Raw genomic sequence first — 20,242 nt, forward strand, 5'->3', positions numbered from 1 at the left:
ATAGGATCCTTCTTTCTATGTTTCTAAGAATACTTTTCAAGAAGCAGGCGGGAGCTGTCCGATTAAAAGTGCCCGTCAAAACAACTTAAAATCTTAAATTGCCCAATCTCCATTGCGGAAGATTGCTACACGGCTGCCGTCTTCGCGGATACCATCGATATCCATTTGATTAGAGCCAATCATAAAGTCCACGTGAACATCTGAGCGGTTAAGTCCCGCAGCTTCAAGCTCTTCTTCGCTCATATCTGCTCCGCCAACCACGCTGGTCGCATAGGCTGCACCGATAGCCAAGTGGTTTGAAGCATTCTCATCAAAAAGGGTGTTGAAGAAGGTAATGCCTGACTGTGAAATTGGACTTGGATCTGGTACCAAGGCACATTCACCCAAGGCACGCGCACCCACATTTTCAAAGACAAGGTCTTTCATGACTTGATCACCCTTCTCGGCTGAAATATCCACGATTTGTCCATCCTTAAAGGTTACCTTAATACCTTCGATGATATTGCCATTATAGCTAAGCGGTTTTGTAGAAGTTACATAACCATCTGCACGACGAAAGTCAGGCGCTGTGAAGACTTCTTCTGTCGGCATATTTGGCAAGAATCCTTCTCCCTGCGCATTGACAGCACCGGCTGATTCCCAAACGTGGTTCTTTGGCAAGCCAAGTGTCAAATCTGTCCCTGGCGCTGTATAGTGAAGGGCTGAAAATTGCTCTTTATTGAGCATATCCGCCTTGCTCTTCAAGATAGCTGCATGTTCTTCCCAAGCCTTCACGGGATCTTCTTCGTAGACACGGCAAGTTTTGAAGATTTGGTCCCAAAGGAGATCGACTGCTTCTTCATCGCTCGCAGCATTTGGAAAGACCTTCTTAGCCCACTCAAGCCCTGCTGCAGCTGCCACAGTCCAGCTAACCTTGTTGGACTGAGTTGCGATGCGCATCGGCTTCATCGCGAGTCCCATAGCTTTTGCAGAAGCTGAAAGCTTATCCGCATCCACTCCGTTCAAGGCACCTGGATCAGAAGAACGGACACCGAGACGGCTAGCCTTGTTCTCCAAGAGATAGTTCATCTCAGCAATCTTGTATTCTGGCACATTGTCCAGACGATCCATCGGCGCGTGGAAGAATTTCTCACGGTTGATGACATCATCTGTCCACTGAACGATGACCTCATGTGCACCCAAGGCATAAGCTTCTTTCACGATCAAATGCGCCAACTCACGCTGCTCCACATCAATATTGAGCGCCACCGTGTGACCCGGCTGCACATTGATACCATTGGCAACTAAGAGTTTAGCGTATTTTTCTAAGTTTTCTTTAAAATTTGGCAGAACCATTCTGCTTCTCCTTTTCTTTCGTTATTTCTCTTTAAACAGGGACAGCAGGCTAACCGCTGCCACCGTACCACAAATCAAAGCGGTCATTTTCAAAATCGTATCTGGATCAAACTCCAGCTGGTAATCAAACACCTTTTGCGCAGGCTTATCCTGAGCGGAAATAGTCAATTTCATAAAAAACTCTTTCTATATTTTAGAAAAACTCATCAAACAAACTCAACTGGTTATCCTCTGGCATATTGCCCAGAATGCCCATATCATCCATTTTTTCAACTAGGGTGCTAGAGAGGCCGCCACGTTTGCGGAGCTCTGTCTTAGAAAGGAATTCACCTTCTTCCCGCGCTCTAACTAATTGGCGGGCAACGTTATCACCCAGACCGTCCATGGTAGAGAAAGGCGGGATAAGGGTATCTCCTTCGATGAGAAACTCGGTCGCGTGGCTCTTGTAGAGATCTAGCTTGCCGAATTTGAAGCCCCGCTCCAGCATTTCATTGACGATTTCCAGAGTCGTATAAAGGTCAATTTCTACATTGGAAGCTTCGTTGTTCTTGCGCTTTTCAGCGATTTCGCTCATCCGGCGTTTGACGGCATCAAGGCCACCACTCATAGTCTTGATATCAAAGGCCTTAGCCCGGATGGAGAAATAAGCACAATAGTAATAAATCGGATGATACACCTTGAAGTAGGCCACCCGCAGGGCCATCATAACGTAGGCTGCCGCATGGGCTTTAGGGAACATGTACTTGATCTTTCCACAGGACTCAATGTACCACTCTGGCACATTGTTTTCCTTCATGGCTGCGATGTAGCCATTGCGCTCTTCTTCAGAGATCTTCAGCCAAAGACCCTTCCGCACGCGCTCCATGATCGTAAAGGCTATCTTAGGATCCAAGCCCTTATGCATGAGGTAAACCATGATGTCGTCCCGACAGCCGATAACGGTGGACAGGTCAGCAATCCCTTGCTTGATTAAGTCCTGAGCATTCCCCAGCCATACGTCCGTACCATGAGAGAGACCAGATAGCTGTAAGAGCTCCGCAAATGTCGTCGGATGGGTCTCATCAACCATGCCCCGTACAAAATTGGTCCCAAACTCCGGAATCCCCAGCATACCAGTCGGCGTGCCGATTTGCTCCTGAGTCACACCCAGAATTTCTGTTCCAGAAAAGAGGGCCATGACGCCTGCATCATCCATAGGAATATCATTAGGATCAATGCCAGACAAGTCCTGAAGCTTCCGAATCATGGTTGGATCATCGTGTCCCAGAACGTCTAGCTTGAGGACATTTTCATCGATATCGTGGAAGTTAAAGTGGGTAGTCTGCCACTCGGCCGTCACATCGTCAGCTGGATATTGGACCGGTGTAAAGTCATAAACATCCATGTAGTTAGGAATAACAACGATCCCACCCGGGTGTTGTCCAGTCGTCCGCTTGACTCCAGCAGCTCCCTGCGCCAGACGTTCAACTTCGGCGTCTCGGTAGAACTTCCCGTAGTCGCGCTCGTAGCCCTTGACAAATCCATAGGCCGTCTTAGCCGCAACGGTACCAACAGTACCAGCCCGAAAGGCGTATTCTGAACCAAAGATATCCCGCACGTCCAAATGGGCGCTCGGCTGATCCTCTCCGGAGAAGTTCAAGTCAATATCGGGTACCTTGTCCCCGTCAAATCCAAGGAAGGTCTCAAATGGAATATCCTGACCGTTCTTGCTCAGCTTGTGACCGCACTCTGGACAGTCCTTGTCCGGCATATCAAAGCCAGAACCATAGGAGCCGTCCGTGATAAACTCGCTGTATTGGCATTTACCACAGACATAGTGGGGCGACAAAGGATTGACCTCGGTGATCCCAATCATGGTCGCGACAAAGCTAGACCCGACAGACCCCCGTGAACCTACCAGATAGCCCCGTTCATTGGAGCGTTGCACCAGCATCTGCGAAGCCAGATAAATCACGGCAAAACCATTCCCCAAGATAGAAGTCAATTCTTTTTCGATCCGCAGGTCTACAATATCTGGCAGTGGATTGCCATAAATCTCAAAGGCTTTTTGATAGGTCAGCTCGGCAACTGTCTCCTCAGCCTTGTCAATGAAAGGCGTATAGAGGTCGCCCTTGACCACCTCTACCGGCTCAAAGGTCTCCGCCAGCTGATTCGGATTGGTGATAACTAGCTTCTTAGCCAAATCCTCCCCTAGAAAGGCAAATTCGTCTAGCATCTCATTGGTGGTCCGGAAGTGAGCCTTAGGAAGCGGAGCCGGCTGGGCATTTTCACCGTGACCAATAGTCCGGTTAATCATGGCTCCCTGACCGAGACTTCGGACGATAATCTCCCGATAGATTTCTTCTTCCGGCTCGATATAGTGGACATTTCCCGTCGCAAGGACAGGCTTGCCCAAGCGATCGCCGACCTCAATCAGATTGCGAATAATGGTCTGCAGTTCTTCCTGATCCTTGATCTGCTCCTTGGCAATCAGCGGCTCATAGATAGCCGGCGGCATGACCTCGATAAAGTCATAATACTTGGCTACTTCGACAGCCGCATCCACCCCCTGAGAGACAACAGCATCATAGACTTCGCCTTCTGAGCAGGCTGAGCCCAGAATCAGGCCTTCACGATGAGCATCCAGCACGGTCCGTGGAATCCGCGGGACGCCTTCGAAATACTTGGTATTGGACAGACTGACTAGTTTGAAAATATTCTTGAGCCCCGTCTGATTTTTAACATAAATAGTCGCATGCTTGACCCGAGCCTTCTTGTAAGAATTCTCATCGACCAGATCCGTATTCAAATCCTTGAGATTAGTCACACCATGCTTTTCAGCTACATCCTTGATAAAGATAAAGAGGAGACGGCCCGTTGCTTCCGCGTCATAGTTGGCCATATGGTGGTGCTCCAGAGCAATCTGGAAACGCTTGGTCAAAGGCCCCAGACCATGACGCTTGTATTCTGGATAGAGATTGCGGGCAAATTCCAGCGTGTCAATAACTGGCTGGGTAATTTTCGGCAAATTATGACGCTCATAATTGACATTCATAAAGCCCACGTCAAAGGTAGCATTATGGGCAACGAGGACACTATCCTGGCAAAATTCCTGAAACTCTTTCAGAACTTGCTCTAGCGGTTTGGCATTGCGAACATGCTCATCCGTAATCCCGGTTAGATCCGTCGTAAAGGCCGAAAGAGGATGCCCAGGATTGATAAACTCATCAAACTCAGCGATGATATTGCCCTTGTGCATCTTGCTGGCAGCAACCTGAATCAAGTCATTGTATACCGCCGAAAGTCCCGTCGTCTCCACGTCAAAAACTACATAAGTCGCATCGCTCAGCGCCATGTCCACTTCATTGTAGACGATGGGCACCCGGTCTTCTACAATATTGGCCTCCATACCGTAAATCAGCTGAATACCAGCTTTCTTGGCAGCTTTATAGCCATGGGGAAAGCTCTGCACATTGCCATGGTCGGTAATAGCGACAGCCTTGTGGCCCCACTTGGCGGCCGTTGCAACGATTTCCTCGACTTCAGGCAGAGCGTCCATAGTAGACATATTGGTATGAGCGTGAAATTCAACCCGCTTCTGCCCCTCAGGCATCAGATCCTTGCGCTCATAGTGAGTAACGGCCTGCACATCCTGCACATTCATCGTCAGGTCGCGGGTGAAATTGTTCATCTCCACATTTCCCCGCACCCGCAGCCAGGCGCCTTTCTTAATCATGTCAAACTTCTTGACTTCTTCTTCGTTTTTCATCCATTTCTGCAAGGAAAAGCTGGAAGTGTAGTCTGTCATTTTGAAGTTGAGCAAGACCCGGCCAGTCCGAGTAACTTTCTGCTCTAAATCAAATACCATTCCCTCAAAGACCAGACGGTTTTCCTCAGTCTGAACTTCGACCATAGGAGTAATCTCTGCCTTGTCCAGATTTGGTTTAGCCGCAGCCTTTCGAGCTTGGAAATCATAAGTCGGCTTTTCCTCTGGCGGTGGTGCCATATGTTGCAGGGATTCCATGGCTTTGAGCGCTTCTTCATTAGCCGCCTGAACAATCTTGTTATTCTCCGCCTGGAAATTCTCCGCTTGCTGCTGGGTCAGCTCATCACTGTGCTGCACCTGACAGGTCAGATGAGGAAAGCCGTACTTGACCAGTTGCCGGCTGAGATTGGGCAGGTGATTCTTGCGAAAATGCTCCGTATCAATGGTCGAAGCCCCCTCAATCAGCAGCTTGCCCCCATCCAAATGAACCTGCAAATCCTGATACAGGCTCTTAAAGCCATGGCTGGCACATGGCCCCTCCTCAAAGGCTAGCTGGTAATAAGCCTGCAAGAGGTCATCCGATACCTGAGGATCCTGACAGTGAATTTCAAAAATGGCCTGATTGCCCGTCTTAGAAAACTCTTGAGCTAAGCGCTTCTGCAATTCCCGAAAAATCTCAATGGGCAATATATCTGAAAAAGAGAAATGAAACTCCCAGACCCGACTGACCTTGTGGACCAGAACCTTCTCAATTTCAGCATTCAAAAAGGCCTCTGAATTTCTCATTTCCAGTGGCATATCCAGCTGATGCATTAAAATTTCAAACTTGTTTGACATGACATTTCCTCGTACAGTAGTGACCCTATTTTACCATAAATCAGCACTTTTTTCGATAGAAAAAGAGCCAGACAAGCTTGTCCGCTCTTTGTTCATATTACAAGAAAACCAAGAGTTTTATCTTAGCACCGCTTCTGCCAGCGCTTTTTGGATGGCAATAACACTTTTATCACTTCGGAAAGTTAGGGTTTCGGCTGGTTCCTCAGCACTGGAAACCCAGATTTTCAGCTCGGCATCTAAATCGAAATGGCCGGCTGTTTCCACTGAAAAGCGAGAAATGGAGCGATAAGGATAAGACTTATAAGCTGTTTTCTTGCCTGTCACTCCCTGTTTATCCACCAAAATCAACCGCTTATCTGTAAAGACAATCAAGTCGCGAATCAGGCTGAAAGCCAACTCCACATTTTCTGCTGGCGTCAGAATGTTCTCCAATTCTCTTTCTGTTTTTTCAATATCTTTCTGGGAAGCATTGCCCAATAAACCGCTGAATAGTCCCATCATTCATTCCTCCAATCTATTTTCCCTACCTTAGCATTTTCAAGGCCAATAAGCAAAAGAAAGAGAGTGGGACAGAAATCTGAAATTCGTTAGAATTCGATTTCGTCGTCCCACCTCCGCACAGTTGAGTAGGGCTGTAAAAGCTGATGAAATCAGCGTAGTAGAGCCCACTCAACCACTGCGTCTTGCTCGACAATCCAAAGACAATTGAGAGGCTAGGACTTTTGTCCTAAACTCTTGTTTTATTTTGTCAAAATAGACAGAGTTTCTAGCAGATTATCAGCATGGACTTCAATGGTATCGCCCGTAGCCTTAATCTTGACTTCGACAATGCCTTCTGCGGCTTTCTTACCAACTGTCACACGGATTGGGAGACCAATCAAATCGCTGTCGCTGAACTTGACACCCGCGCGCTCATTGCGATCATCCACCAAGACCTCATAACCAGCACTTAGCAAGTTAGCCTCGATTTGATCAGTGAGAGTAAGAGCTTCCTCGTCCTTGACATTGACCGGAATCAAGTGCACGTCAAATGGTGCCAGTTCTTTAGGGAAGTTAATACCCCAAGCATAGCGGAATTCACCCTTAGGAGTTTTATTGACAAAGAGACGAGCGTGCTGCTCCATAACAGCAGAGAGGAGACGGCTGACACCGATACCGTAGCAGCCCATAATCATCGGTACTGCTCGTCCATTTTCATCCAAGACATTGGCATTCATGCTGTCAGAGTAGCGAGTTCCCAGCTTGAAGATGTGCCCAATCTCAATCCCACGAGCAAACTTGAGGATACCTTGACCGTCCGGAGACACTTCTCCTTCACGAACTTCGCGGATATCGACATATTCAGGGCTAAAATCACGGCCTGGATTAACACCAGTCAGGTGGTAGCCATCTTCATTGGCTCCTGCTACAGCGTTAGAAAGGTCTTGGACTCTACGGTCCGCGATAATGGTCACATCTTCTGGCAGATTGACTGGGCCTAGCGAACCAAAGCCTGCGCCCAAAAGCTGACGAACATCCTCTTCACTAGCAACTTCAAAGAAATCTGCACCCAAGTGGTTTTTCAGCTTAACTTCGTTGAGTTGGTCATTGCCAACAAGGAGGGCTACGACAGGCTTGTCATCAGCCATGTAAACCAAGGTCTTAATTGTTTCTTCTGTATCAATTTGTAGGAAAGCTGCTACCTCATCGATTGATTTAACACCTGGTGTTTCCACACGCACCAACTCTGCTTCAGTCACTACTTTTTTGTTTGGTTTATAAGCATTGGTTGCCATTTCTAGGTTGGCCGCATAGCTAGACTCGCTAGAGTAAGCAATCGTATCTTCTCCAGAGACCATCCATTTAAGCAATTCTGCCTTTATTTCTTCTTGCACTTCTGCAGGAATTTCATCAAAGGAGGCAACTGACTTGTCCAAAACAACCCAACGGTCAAGCTCTGTACGAGCAGGCGTGATCGCCATAAATTCCTGACTATCCTTACCACCCATAGCGCCACCGTCACCGATAATGGCTTTGAAATCTAGTTCGCTGCGAGTGAAGATTTTCTCATAAGCAGATTTGTACTCATCATAAGTCACATCCAAACTATCATAGTTAGCATGGAAACTATAACCGTCTTTCATGATAAACTCACGGGTACGAAGAAGTCCATTACGTGGGCGCTTTTCATCGCGGTACTTAGGTTGGATTTGATAGAGATTGAGCGGCAATTGCTTGTATGATTTAACAGAGTCACGGACAATGGAAGTGAAGGTCTCTTCGTGTGTCGGACCTAGGATAAAGTCTGATTTTTCACGATTTTTTAGCTTGTAGAGGTCTTCACCGTAGGTCTCGTAACGACCTGACTCACGCCAGAGATCTGCACTAAGCAGGGCAGGCGCCAGCATTTCAACCGCACCAATCTTATCAAACTCTTCCCGCATGATTTTTTTAGCTTTTTCAATAACACGGTTAGCCAGTGGCAGATAAGAGTAAACTCCCGCAGAAACTTGGCGAACATAGCCAGCCCGCAACATAAGGGCATGGCTGATAACCTGAGCATCGCTTGGCATTTCGCGCAGCGTTGGGATTAGCATTTTACTTTGTTTCATAAAAACAAAACTCCTTCATAGAATATTTTTCAATCTTTTAAAATGTTAGAAGAACAATTTCATAATATCATTCCAAGTCACAGCGATCATAAGGACAACCATGACAGCTACCCCTGCGAGGGTAACATAGCTTTCTGTTTCCCGTTTCAAGGGTTTGCGACGGATAGCCTCAAGGATATTGAGAACAATTTTTCCACCGTCCAAGGCAGGAATCGGAATTAGATTAAAGATCCCGATATTAAGAGACAGCATAGCTAAAAGACTCAGAATAGCCGGCAGACCTTGCTGAGCCGCCTGACTGCTGACATTATAAATAGCAACTGGACCGCCTAATTTATTTAAATTAAAGTTAAAAATCAAATCTTTCAAGGCTGTCAAAATCCGACCAGTGGTCGTCCAAGTAGCGGTAAAGCCTCCGATCACTTTGTCCAAAAAACCAGTCTTGATAGCAGGCGAAACGCCCAATAGATAGCGATCCCCCTCTTTTTTAGGTTCAATATCTACCTTGTGAGTCTGACCCTCGCTCTTATAAGTGATGGTCAATTTTGGTGCATCTGCTTTATCTTTCGTCGCTTCTGATACGGCTTTGGTCAGGTCATCCCAGTTTGCAATCTCATAATTGTTGACTTTCAGAATCTGGTCATTGCTTTTCACCCCTGCCTTGGCAACGGCGCTACCTTCCAGCACCTGAAAATGATTGCTATTTTCATCTTGGACACCGCCTTGCAGAAAGGCCAAGAGCATGAAAACTAGAATGCTCAAAATGAAATTATTCATGGGACCTGCAAAATTGGTGATAAGGCGTCCCCAGATAGTCGCATTTTGATACTGAACATCCAGCGGAGCAATCCGAACTTCCGTCCCGTCTTCCTCAACAATAGTCGCATCGTGATCGACAGAATAAATCTTGCTTTCATCTAAGACCAGCCCTGTAATCTCCAGCTTTTCTTCAAAATCAAAACTGGTCACATTCATAGGTAGAGCCGTCTGATCAATTTTCTTGCCAGACAGATTGATACGGACGACTTTCCCATCTTCATTTAAGGTCAGACTTGCTGGCGTACCTGTTTTGATTTCTGTCGAATCCTCGCCCCAGCCAGCCATGCGGACATAGCCACCTAGCGGCAAAATCCGAATCGTATAGGCTGTTCCGTCCTTGCCAATATGAGCAAAGATTTTCGGGCCCATCCCAATGGCAAACTCACGAACTAGAATGCCTGATTTTTTGGCAAAGTAGAAATGTCCAAACTCATGAACCACCACGATGATCCCAAAAATAATAATAAATGTAATAATCTGCATAAGTGTAATCTTTCTCTTAAGATTGTTCATTAAGCCAAGAAGGCTTTCGGCTGCTTGGCCACCAAACTCCTTAGAACAGGCCAAAGAGGTGCATCAGTGGAAAGACAAAAAGCAAGCTATCAAAGCGATCCAAAACACCGCCGTGTCCAGGAATAAATTTCCCTGAGTCTTTGACACCAAAGTGACGCTTAATGGCGCTCTCTACCAAGTCACCGAATTGGCCAGCAATACTAAAGACAACTGTCAAGAGCAGCATGGTCACAAAGCTATATGGAGTGGCAACTTGCGGACGAATAAACATAAAAATCGCCGAAACCAGCACCGCTGACAGAATTCCTCCAATACTGCCTTCAATGGTTTTATTTGGCGACACCTTTGGCAATAATTTTCTCCACCCGTAGCGAGTACCGACCAGATAGGCTCCACTGTCTGTGGCCCAGACGATAAAGAGGGCCAGCAAAACCTTGTCCACATTCACCAAACGAGCATCGATCAAAGCATTAAAACCTAGACCAACATAAAAACTAGAAGCAATCGGATAAGCCGCATCTTCAAAACTATAAGAGGAACCTAAAACAGTCGCTCCTAGCAAGACGAAAACGACCAAGCCATAAGCCATCACATTGCCGTCCACAGGTAAAAATTTCAGGTAGTTCTCAAGTGGCAGGGTTAAGACAAAAGCTGCCAGCATAGCCAAGCCACCCTCTAAAGTCGCTGTCGGAAGCCCTTTCATCTTAAGCAATTCATGCACTGCCAGCATGGCTAGAAGGCCAACGCTGATCTGGAAGGGAAGCCCTCCCATCTTCACTAAAGGAATAAAAATAACTAGAGCAATTCCTCCAAAAAGAAGACGTCTTTGTAAATCAAAACTCATCTTTTTCTCCCTCCTTTATACACCGCCGAAGCGTCGATTGCGACGATTATATTCTACAACCGCATCTTTCAAAGCCTTCTCATCGAAATCCGGCCAAAGAATATCTGTAAAATACAACTCACTATATGCTGTCTGCCAAGGCAGGAAATTACTAAGGCGCAGCTCGCCACTCGTACGAATGACCAAGTCAGGATCCCGTAAACTTGCAGGCAAACTACTGGTATAGAGGTAATCTCCAAGCATTTCCTCTGTAATATCCGCTGGCTGAACTTTCGCATCTAAAACATCTTGGGCAAGCTTCTTAACCGCTTGATTGATTTCAGCTCGTCCGCCATAGTTTAGGGCGAAATTCAAAATCAACCCCGTATTCAAGCGAGTTAGATCTTCAGCCTTCTCCAAGGCCTCAAAAGTAGCTTTAGGAAGTCGCTTCGTATCGCCAATCATTTGAATTTTTACATTGTTTCTGTGCAATTCTGGCACATAGCGATCATAAAACTCAACCGGCAAATTCATAATGAAGGATACTTCTTTTTCTGGTCGCGTCCAGTTTTCCGTTGAAAAGGCATAGACTGTCAAGACCTGCACTCCCATCTCCTTGGCTGCAATCGTCACTTCTTGCAAAGCTTCCATACCTGCCTTATGACCAAAGACGCGCGGCTGCATACGTTTTTTAGCCCAACGACCATTGCCATCCATGATAATGCCTATATGCTTGGGAACAAGCAAGGCCTCATCGAGCTTTTCTTTTTTCTTAAAACTAAACATATTTTTTATCCTATTTAAAGTTTTATCATTTCATTATATCATAAATCCTTTAAATGTGGGCAGGAGAGCTGATTTTTCGTCTATCAGAGCTGATGATAAATAGTTGGTAGTGTATGCAGATAGGTTTCGCTAGTGTTGTGCAACTATAATATTGTAAAAGATGAGCTTACAAAATGTCCTTAAAATAAAAAACAGCCTCTCGGCTGTCCTGTATCCTATTCTTCAATTGCAGTATCTTCATCAGACACAGCGATATCGCCTTCAACTCCCGCAGCAGCTGGGATACCTTCTGTCAATGGCAAAACAGTCTTAATGGCTGCTAATTCAAATGTTAAGAAAACACCGTCTACGTCCAAGACAACCGTCTTACGCTCTGAATCAACTTCGTCAACAGTTCCGTAAAGACCACCAATAGTAATGACTTCATAGCCTTTTTGCAGTTTATTAAGGCTCTCCATCCGTTTTTCAGCTTGCTTTTTCTGTGTCCGTACTTGGAAATACATCATTCCTACTAGTACAACGAAAAAAATAATCATCATTGTTGGATTCATTTCTCTTCTCCTTTGGAATTCATCTACTAATTACTATAGCAGATTTTGCCCCGTTTGACAAGGCAGGAAAATAATTTCCAAAAAAATCAGGATGAGCAACACCCTGATTTTATGTCTTTTTATTTCAGATTTTTAACAACCTCTGCTACGTGCTCAACTGTAAAGCCGTATTCTTCCAGAACCTTACCTGCTGGAGCAGAGGCACCGAACTGGTCGATTCCAATAACTGCACCGTCCAGACCGACATACTTGTACCAAGGCTGGCTAGCTGCCATCTCGATCGCTACGCGACGACGAACTGCATTTGGCAGAATTTCTTCTTTGTAGGCCGCATCTTGAGCATCAAAAAGCTCTGTTGATGGTACGCTGACCACGCGGATTTTAGTGCCTTCTGCTGCCAGTGCTTTAGCAGCTGCAACAGCCAAATTAACCTCAGAACCAGAAGCCAACAAGATGGTATCGAAATCTGCTCCTGTTTCGTAAACCACATAAGCTCCTTTAGCTACCTTGTCAAAGTCTGTTCCTTCTTCGACTGTCAGATTCTGACGGGTCAAGACCAGAGCAGTCGGAGTGGATTGACTCTTAAGAGCCAAGTACCAAGCTGCCTGAGTTTCACGCGCATCTGCTGGGCGAAGAACAGTCAGGTTTGGAATAGCACGCAGACCAGCCAAATGCTCAATCGGCTCATGTGTCGGGCCGTCTTCACCAACTGCAATAGAGTCGTGCGTGAAGACATAGGTCACTGGCAAGCCTTGCAAAGCAGACAAACGAACAGCTGCCTTGACATAGTCTGAGAAGACGAAGAAGGTACCACCGTAAACACGAAGACCACCATGAAGCGCCATACCGTTGAGAATAGTTCCCATGGCAAACTCGCGCACACCAAATTGGATATTGCGGTTGAGACGATGGGCATCATCCTGCAGGCCATCTTCTTTGATGTAGGTCATATTGGAGTGAGCCAAGTCAGCAGAACCGCCGAGGAAAGTCGGAAGCACCTTAGCTGCTGCATTGAGGGCATCCTGACTAGAATTACGGGTCGCTTGAGAGAAGCCATTTTCAAGCACTGGGAAATCTTCTGGTTTGATTTCTACTGGATCCTGACCAGCAATGATAGCTGTTACTTCTGCTGCCAATTCTGGATGGGCTTGCTTGTAGTCCTCTACTAGCTGTTTCCAAGCATCGTAAGCCGCTGCACCACGCTCTGCTACATTTGTACGGTAGTCAGCATAGACTTCCTCAGGAATCTCAAATGGCGCATAGTCCCATCCCAAGGCTTGACGAGTGGCTTCCGCTTCTTCTGCTCCTAAAGGCGCACCGTGAACTGCATTGGTTCCTTGCTTGTTTGGAGAACCGTAACCGATAACTGTCTTAACTTCAATCAAAGATGGCTTGCCAGAAGCCTTCGCTTCATTGATAGCTGCGTCAATCGCTGCTAGGTCTGTTCCGTCTTCTACCAAAGCAGTGTGCCATCCGTAAGCTTCATAGCGGGCACGAACATCTTCTGTAAAGGAATCCTTAGTTTCCCCATCCAAGTTGATATCATTTGAATCGTAGAGAACAACCAACTTGTCCAGCTTTTGCAGGCCAGCGTAAGAAGCCGCCTCAGCTGAAACTCCCTCCATCAAATCGCCATCACCACAGATTACATAAGTGTAATGGTCGAAAATCGGATAGCCTTTACGGTTGTACTTGGCAGCCAAGAAACGCTCTGCCTGAGCAAAACCAGTCGCTGTAGAAATCCCTTGTCCCAATGGTCCAGTCGTCGCATCAACTCCAGCTGTATGACCAAACTCTGGGTGACCTGGTGTCTTAGAACCCCATTGGCGGAAGTTTTTGATTTCTTCCATGCTGACATCTTTAAAACCAGACAGATGGAGCAAGGCATAAAGCAGCATAGAGCCGTGTCCTGCAGATAGAACAAAGCGATCGCGGTTAATCCAATTTGGCTCTTCTGGATTGACTCGCAGTTGTTTGGTAAATAGGTCGTAAGCCATCGGCGCAGCGCCCATCACGACACCAGGGTGGCCTGACTTAGACTTTTCAATCGCGTCAATTCCTAAAAAGCGAATGGCATTAACAGATAATTGTGACATTGAATTCTCCTTATAAAAAATTTAGCGGGCTGCTACAACCAGCAGACATTCCTACGCTCATTTTTCTTATTTCCATTATATGAAATTTTTGCCTTTCCTGCAATAATGGAAAGGTCATTCTTTCCTTCAGTAAAAGAATCCCACAAGCAAGCACTCATAGAATTCTAGTTATATATATTTCCCTGTAAAATCGGCTACTTATTGAATAGTAATGCCGTATTTTTCATGATTTTCTTCGTACCAATTAATCAGAGCAATAGCCGTTTGATAAGTAATATTTTTAATTTTGCTGCTACCTTTGACAAGTGTCAAGATGCTCATTTTGCTGATATTGGCATCTGTCGCCACACGATAGCTGGTCAAAACTCCATCGATTAGTAATTGAATAACAGCTTCTACCTTTTTATAATCAGACATTGTAGTAATATCCAATTTCTCCATTTTGCATTCCTTCCATAACATTTATCTTTTCCTAACCATTATACACTTTTCTATGGTATTTACATATATAAATGCTTGGAGCGTTAGAAAAGAGGAGATTGGCTGATTATTTCTGTCTAGTTTAGCTAGATTTTGAAAAGGTTGACAAGCGACAAAAGTGAGTATTAGTCCATATAGGATAGCAGGTAGCCGTAGCCTTCCTCTTCCATTTTCTCTCTAGGAATAAATCGCAGGGCCGCTGAGTTGATGCAATAGCGCAAGCCACCTAATTCCTGCGGACCGTCGGTAAAGACGTGACCCAGATGGGCATTTCCTGAACGACTCCGTACTTCGATTCGCTCCATGCCATGACTCAAATCTTGATAATATTTGATAACCTCGCGAGCGATAGGACGAGCAAAGCTAGGCCAGCCGCAACCCGATTCAAACTTGTCAGCCGCAAAAAAGAGTGGTTCGCCAGTTGTCACATCAACATAAATCCCTGCTTCAAAAGTGCTATTGTAAGCATTATGGAAAGGGCGCTCCGTTGCACTCTGCTGAGTCACCTGATACTGCTCCTCACTTAGCACTTCTTTGAGTTGCTGCTGGCTAGGCTTAGGATAATGGCCCGCATCTACCAAGGGCTGCTCAGCATCCTTGACATTGATATGGCAATAACCCGTCGGATTTTTCTTGAGATAATCTTGATGATACTCCTCAGCCAAGATATAATGGCGCAAGGGCTCTAGCTCTACAGCCAACTTTTGTCCTAATTGCTCCTCCTGCTCAGCAAAAACCTGCTCGATAATGTCGCGATCTTCCTCTCGGACATAGTAAACACCTGTCCGATACTGCCGGCCTATATCATTACCCTGTTTGTTGATAGATAAGGGGTCAATGACTCGGAAATAGTAGAGCAAAATTTCCCGTAAACTGATTTTTTCTTCGTCATAAATCAACTGCACCGTCTCCGCGTGGTCGGTCTGGTGAATGAGCTGGTAGTTGGTGGACTCCACTTGCCCATTAGCATAGCCCACTGTCGTCTCCTCAACGCCTTCAATCCGAGAAAAATATTCCTCCAAGCCCCAGAAACAACCGCCCGCTAGATAAATTTCTGCCATAAACATCCCTCCAATCTTTTCCTCTATTTTCTCATAAAAAGAAGAACTTTTATAGGATTTTGATTGGGACTTTCTTAGAAATCATATCAAATACTGCGCCTCTATGGATTAACTAAATTTAATAGTTTCAAGAAAATATAAAAAGACAGGAAATTTCCCATCTTTAATTAAAGGTTTAATTCCTTGTATTCGGTCCGATAGCCAACTTGCACAATTCGACCATCTTGGACTAGCAGTGGTCGCTTGATCAGCATGCCGTCTGTCGATAATAAATCTGCAGCTTCCTGAGCTGTCAAATGCGGCACCTTTCCTTTGAGCCCCAATTCTCGGTACTTGATACCACTGGTATTAAAGAAAGACTTGATTTCCAAATCAGAATTGGTCATCCATTGCAGAAGTTGCTCCTGACTAGGCGTTTCTTTGACAATATCCACCGCTTCAAAGTCCACTCCTAATTGATTGAGCTCAGCCTTGGCCTTGCGGCAGGTAGAGCATTTGGGGTATTCGATAAATTCTAACATACTTACCTCAATTCTTATTAATCTCTAGACTTTGTGGTCTAAAATTCCAAAATAGCTTGAAATTTCTATGCTTACTGTTAAAGAAAGCAAATGCTTCCTCTACAAGACATCACCCTCATCCAATATTTTCTTGAAGTGTTGCGAATACTTTGTCGGATAAAACTCGGTGAAAGTATATGCTGCAATCTCTTGAATATAAAAAGGATCTTCTGAAATAATCTTTTGAACAGTTTCTTTACTATCTGTATTCACTAAAATAATCCCACCAGTCCGAGGATTCTTCCGTCCTGATGCGATAAAATGGCCAGATGCATAATATTTATCTAAAAAAGAAATATGCTCTGGTAAATATTTTTCAACTTCTACTAGGTCTTTTTTATAAGTTAAATCAATAATAAACATAATAACTCCTATGATATTTTACTTATGATATTTAGCATATAAATCACTTTTATGTAAGCCGTATTTTTTTGTTATTTTTTAATTAAACGCACGCGCACAATATTGTCGCTATTTTCAAATTTATCAACCAGCTCCTGAATCTTGCTTTCGTCTGACTCATCCAGATCCAGCAAAGTATAGGCATAATCACCCTTGGAACGATTGATGATATTATCGATATTGATATTCAAATCACTGACCGCTGTTGAAATTCGAGCCACAATATTCGGTACATTTTTGTTAATCAGGGTAATCCGATAAGGCGCTGAGAGAGACTGACGGACATTAGGGAAATTCACTGAGTTGATAATCTCTCCCGTTTCCATGAAGCGTCGGATAGTTTTCCCAGCCATAATGGCACAGTTGAGCTCAGCTTCTTCGGTTGATCCGCCCAGATGCGGAAAGACTGTAATCTGCGGATGACGGAGCAATTCTTCTACACCGAAGTCTGTGATATAGCGCTTGATAACACCTGTTTCCAAAGCTTCAAAAAGGGCAGCATTGTCCACCAGCTCGCCACGAGCAAAGTTGATGAGAGTCGTCCCCTTTTGCATAAGACCAAAAGCAGCCTGATCAAAAGTAGCGCGTGTATCATCAGTCAGGGGCACATGGATAGTTATGTAGTCGCTCTTTTCAAAGATTTCCTTAATGTCTGCTACCCGCTTGACATGACTAGAGATATTCCAAGCTGTTTCAATGGATACATAAGGATCATAACCCAGGACGTTCATCCCCAGACGATAGGCATCGTTGGCAATACGGCCACCGATTGCTCCTAACCCAATGACTCCCAAAGTCTTCTCTGCAATCTCTGTCCCAGCAAACTGTTTCTTACCAGCTTCCACTTGCTTGGGAACATCTTCTCCAGAAAGGCCGTTTGCCCAACTGTTAGCTGCGATATAGTCACGGGCAGACAGGAGAATGGAAGCCAAGACCGCTTCTTTCACCGCATTAGCATTAGCTCCTGGAGTGTTAAAGACCACAATTCCCTGAGCTGTTGCCTGGTCGACAGGAATATTATTGGTTCCCGCGCCTGCCCGCGCAATGGCTTTGAGTTTGCTTGGAAATTCCTGTCCATGCAGGTTTTGACTGCGCAGGATATAGGCATCTGGATTGTCAGACTTGTCTCCGTCAATCTGAAAAGCATTACCCAGCTCCTTAAGCCCGATTTGATTGATATTGTTAAAGGTTTTGACACTAAAGACCATAGCTTCCCTCTCTTAAGAATTTTCTTCTTCAAATTTCTGCATAAAGGCAATCAAGTCCTTGACACCTTGAAGCGGAAAAGCATTGTAGAGACTAGCTCTCATGCCACCTACGCTGCGGTGTCCCTTGATATTCTTGAATCCCGCTGCTGCAGCCTCTTTGTTAAATTTAGCATCCAGCTCTGGGCTAGGAGACACAAAGGGAATATTGGCTACTGAGCGTTGCTCCTTGTAACGAACTGGACTGCGGTAAAAGTCAGACTGCTCAATGAAGTCGTACAAAAGACCAGATTTTTCACGATTGCGCTTTTCCATTTCTACTACGCCACCTAGTTCCTTGACCCAGTCAAAGACCAGCTTGGCCATATAGATGGCAAAAGTCGGTGGTGTATTGTAGAGAGAGTCATTGTCCGCCTGAATGCGGTAGTCCAACATGCTAGACAGAACGAGCTCATCATTGAGCAAATCCTCCCGAATGATGACCACTGTCACACCGGCAGGTCCGATATTCTTTTGAGCCCCAGCATAAATCAAACCGAAATCCTCTACTCGGTACTGAGCAGCAAGAATATTAGAAGACATGTCCGCCACAATCGGCACGCCATTGGTCACTGGCAGATCGTAGATAGCCGTTCCTTCGATAGTATTATTAGTTGTCAGATGCACATAAGCAGCCTGCGGATCAATCTCCTTTTCATCAAAAGAAGGAATTTCCGTGTAATTTAAATCCTCTGACGACGCTAAGAGAATAGGCTCAAAAGGCACGGTCTTAGCCAGCTTGACTGCTTCTGTGTAGGCTTTCTTTCCCCAAGATCCAGCCACTAGGTAATAGGCCTTGCCTCCCTTGGCGAGATTAAGCGGAATCATGGAAAACTGGGTAGATGCCCCTCCCTGCAGGAAGAGTACGCGGTAATTATCCGGAATAGCCATGAGCTCACGCAGCAAGCTCTCAGCTTCTTTGATAATATCGTCAAATTCTTTGGATCGGTGGGATAGCTCCATCACGCTCATGCCGCTTTGGGCATAGTCTAAAAACTCAGCCTGAGCTTTTTTCAAGACTTCCTTGGGCAATACTGCCGGTCCAGCAGAAAAATTGTAAATGGTCATATCCTACCTCCAAAAATGTATTTTGTCTATCATATCACAATGTTCAGAAAATTTCTATAATTCTTTCAAAGATATTTTTCTTTTTGGGAAATTCCCGAACAAAAGGAGGATTTTGAACAAAAAAACTAGTCGAATAGGACTAGTTTCTTTCTTCTTCATGATAAAGAGCATAGAGCTGACTCTTATTGCGCCCATATTTTTTTGCCACTTCTTTAATGGCCTGATTTTTCTTACTGCCGGATTGAACCAAGCTGTCAATTTCAGCCAAGAGATCCGCATCCGCTTTGTCTTCCTTCTCTAGACTTGCACCAGCCACAATCAGGAGGCACTCACCCTTGAGGGCAGTCTCTGCCAGATAGTCTAGCAACTCAGAAATCCTGCCTCGTTGATATTCTTCATAGATTTTGGTTAATTCCCGAACCAAGACCACCGAGCGGTCGCCGTAAACTTCCAGCATATTTTCCAGCGTAGCCTTGACCCTGTGGGGAGATTCGTAAAAGATCTGTGTCTCTGGATAAGCCCTTTTACTCTCGAAAAATTCCTTCTGCTGCCCAGACTTACGAGGCAAGAAACCATAAAAAATATGAGGCTGAGGCGCTAAACCACTGGCAATCAGAGCGGAAATCCCGGCGCTGGGGCCCGGAACCGTCACCACAGCAATGTCCTCAGCAATAGCCGCCTTGACCAAATCATGCCCCGGATCCGAAATGCTAGGCAAGCCTGCATCGGAGACCTGGGCTAGATTTTGCCCTGATTTGAGCAAGTCCAGCAAGACCGGTATCTTTTCCTGAGCATTGTGCTCATGAAAGCTGATCTGCCGCGTCTCAATTCCAAAGTGTTTGAGTAGAAGACCTGTATTTCTGGTATCTTCGGCTGCAATGACATCCACTTCCTTGAGGGTATTGACCATGCGAATACTCATGTCGTCCATATTTCCAATGGGAGTCGCCACCAAATACAGCTTACCGTAGGGCGACTGTCCCTTAAAACTCTTTTGAATCTGCATTTCTACTCCCTGAATAACAACTCGTCGCAGAACATGCACTCCGCATCGTTTTCTCGGCGTTGACCATAGAAATCTGTACACACATGAAAGCCATCGTAGTACAGTTTGCGGAGGTTGTCTCGATTTTTATTGATTTTAACCGGTGCTGCTTGCTCTACCTCACCTAGTCGCTCTCTCAGCTTGTCATTTTCTAGCTGGAGGACGATATTTTCCTCGACGACACTCTTGAGATTTTTCTTGATGGCCTCTACCTCGGCAAGGGTCACTAAAAGCGTCTGAGAAAAATCATCCAAGGCATCAAATAGTTCTTTTTTATTCATTGTCT

Annotated in this window: 18 protein-coding genes; all 18 read right to left on the reverse strand. The window is 45.4% G+C overall.

Going from position 1 to position 20,242, the window contains the following annotated elements; genetic code table 11:
* Window positions 1-93: 93 nt before the first annotated feature.
* Window positions 94-1,335, reverse strand: a complete 1,242-nt coding sequence (locus tag D8790_RS07555; RefSeq protein ID WP_125388169.1) for an aminopeptidase — start codon at window positions 1,333-1,335, stop codon at window positions 94-96.
* A 21-nt stretch (window positions 1,336-1,356) separates the two neighbouring features.
* The gene (locus tag D8790_RS10540; RefSeq protein ID WP_005591870.1) at window positions 1,357-1,509 is read right to left on the reverse strand and encodes a hypothetical protein; all 153 of its coding nucleotides are present in this window, start codon (window positions 1,507-1,509) and stop codon (window positions 1,357-1,359) included.
* A gap of 19 nt (window positions 1,510-1,528) precedes the next feature.
* Window positions 1,529-5,917: a PolC-type DNA polymerase III gene (locus tag D8790_RS07560; protein WP_125388170.1), complete on the reverse strand. Its 4,389-nt coding sequence runs from the start codon at window positions 5,915-5,917 to the stop codon at window positions 1,529-1,531.
* 117 nt (window positions 5,918-6,034) lie between these two features.
* Window positions 6,035-6,418 (reverse strand): PH domain-containing protein, encoded by a 384-nt coding sequence (locus D8790_RS07565; protein ID WP_185760303.1) that lies wholly within the window; start codon window positions 6,416-6,418, stop codon window positions 6,035-6,037.
* 239 nt (window positions 6,419-6,657) lie between these two features.
* Window positions 6,658-8,508: a proline--tRNA ligase gene (locus D8790_RS07570; RefSeq protein ID WP_125388171.1), complete on the reverse strand. Its 1,851-nt coding sequence runs from the start codon at window positions 8,506-8,508 to the stop codon at window positions 6,658-6,660.
* Window positions 8,509-8,553: 45 nt separating this feature from the next.
* Window positions 8,554-9,810, reverse strand: coding sequence for an RIP metalloprotease RseP (gene rseP, locus D8790_RS07575; protein ID WP_125388172.1), 1,257 nt, complete (start codon window positions 9,808-9,810; stop codon window positions 8,554-8,556).
* Window positions 9,811-9,880: 70 nt separating this feature from the next.
* Window positions 9,881-10,684, reverse strand: a complete 804-nt coding sequence (locus tag D8790_RS07580; RefSeq protein ID WP_125388173.1) for a phosphatidate cytidylyltransferase — start codon at window positions 10,682-10,684, stop codon at window positions 9,881-9,883.
* A gap of 15 nt (window positions 10,685-10,699) precedes the next feature.
* On the reverse strand, window positions 10,700-11,449 hold the full coding sequence (uppS, locus tag D8790_RS07585; protein WP_125388174.1) for an undecaprenyl pyrophosphate synthase: 750 nt from the start codon (window positions 11,447-11,449) through the stop codon (window positions 10,700-10,702).
* A 215-nt stretch (window positions 11,450-11,664) separates the two neighbouring features.
* Entirely contained in the window at window positions 11,665-12,000 is a 336-nt protein-coding gene (gene yajC, locus D8790_RS07590; protein WP_005591861.1) for a preprotein translocase subunit YajC, read from the reverse strand.
* Window positions 12,001-12,119: 119 nt separating this feature from the next.
* The gene (gene tkt, locus D8790_RS07595) at window positions 12,120-14,096 is read right to left on the reverse strand and encodes a transketolase (protein WP_125388175.1); all 1,977 of its coding nucleotides are present in this window, start codon (window positions 14,094-14,096) and stop codon (window positions 12,120-12,122) included.
* Between the two features lie 198 nt (window positions 14,097-14,294).
* Window positions 14,295-14,537, reverse strand: a complete 243-nt coding sequence (locus D8790_RS07600) for a hypothetical protein (protein ID WP_005592291.1) — start codon at window positions 14,535-14,537, stop codon at window positions 14,295-14,297.
* A gap of 164 nt (window positions 14,538-14,701) precedes the next feature.
* Window positions 14,702-15,637 (reverse strand): peptide-methionine (R)-S-oxide reductase MsrB, encoded by a 936-nt coding sequence (gene msrB / locus D8790_RS07605; protein WP_125388176.1) that lies wholly within the window; start codon window positions 15,635-15,637, stop codon window positions 14,702-14,704.
* A 167-nt stretch (window positions 15,638-15,804) separates the two neighbouring features.
* The gene (locus D8790_RS07610) at window positions 15,805-16,158 is read right to left on the reverse strand and encodes an arsenate reductase family protein (protein ID WP_125388177.1); all 354 of its coding nucleotides are present in this window, start codon (window positions 16,156-16,158) and stop codon (window positions 15,805-15,807) included.
* 99 nt (window positions 16,159-16,257) lie between these two features.
* Complete coding sequence (locus D8790_RS07615) at window positions 16,258-16,560, reverse strand: YciI family protein (RefSeq protein WP_005591856.1); 303 nt, start codon at window positions 16,558-16,560, stop codon at window positions 16,258-16,260.
* A 71-nt stretch (window positions 16,561-16,631) separates the two neighbouring features.
* Window positions 16,632-17,807 carry a 3-phosphoglycerate dehydrogenase family protein gene (locus D8790_RS07620; RefSeq protein ID WP_125388178.1) on the reverse strand — a complete coding sequence of 392 codons (1,176 nt, stop codon included), beginning with the start codon at window positions 17,805-17,807 and terminating at the stop codon, window positions 16,632-16,634.
* Between the two features lie 12 nt (window positions 17,808-17,819).
* Window positions 17,820-18,911, reverse strand: coding sequence for a 3-phosphoserine/phosphohydroxythreonine transaminase (gene serC, locus D8790_RS07625; RefSeq protein WP_125388179.1), 1,092 nt, complete (start codon window positions 18,909-18,911; stop codon window positions 17,820-17,822).
* Window positions 18,912-19,050: 139 nt separating this feature from the next.
* A complete protein-coding gene (gene rsmI / locus D8790_RS07630) occupies window positions 19,051-19,917 on the reverse strand; it encodes a 16S rRNA (cytidine(1402)-2'-O)-methyltransferase (RefSeq protein ID WP_125388180.1) in 867 nt (288 codons plus the stop codon).
* A gap of 2 nt (window positions 19,918-19,919) precedes the next feature.
* Window positions 19,920-20,237: a DNA replication initiation control protein YabA gene (gene yabA, locus D8790_RS07635; RefSeq protein ID WP_005591852.1), complete on the reverse strand. Its 318-nt coding sequence runs from the start codon at window positions 20,235-20,237 to the stop codon at window positions 19,920-19,922.
* Window positions 20,238-20,242: the final 5 nt, after the last annotated feature.

The sequence above is a fragment of the Streptococcus cristatus genome (assembly GCF_003943535.1).
GTDB classification, from domain to species: Bacteria; Bacillota; Bacilli; order Lactobacillales; family Streptococcaceae; genus Streptococcus; species Streptococcus cristatus_L.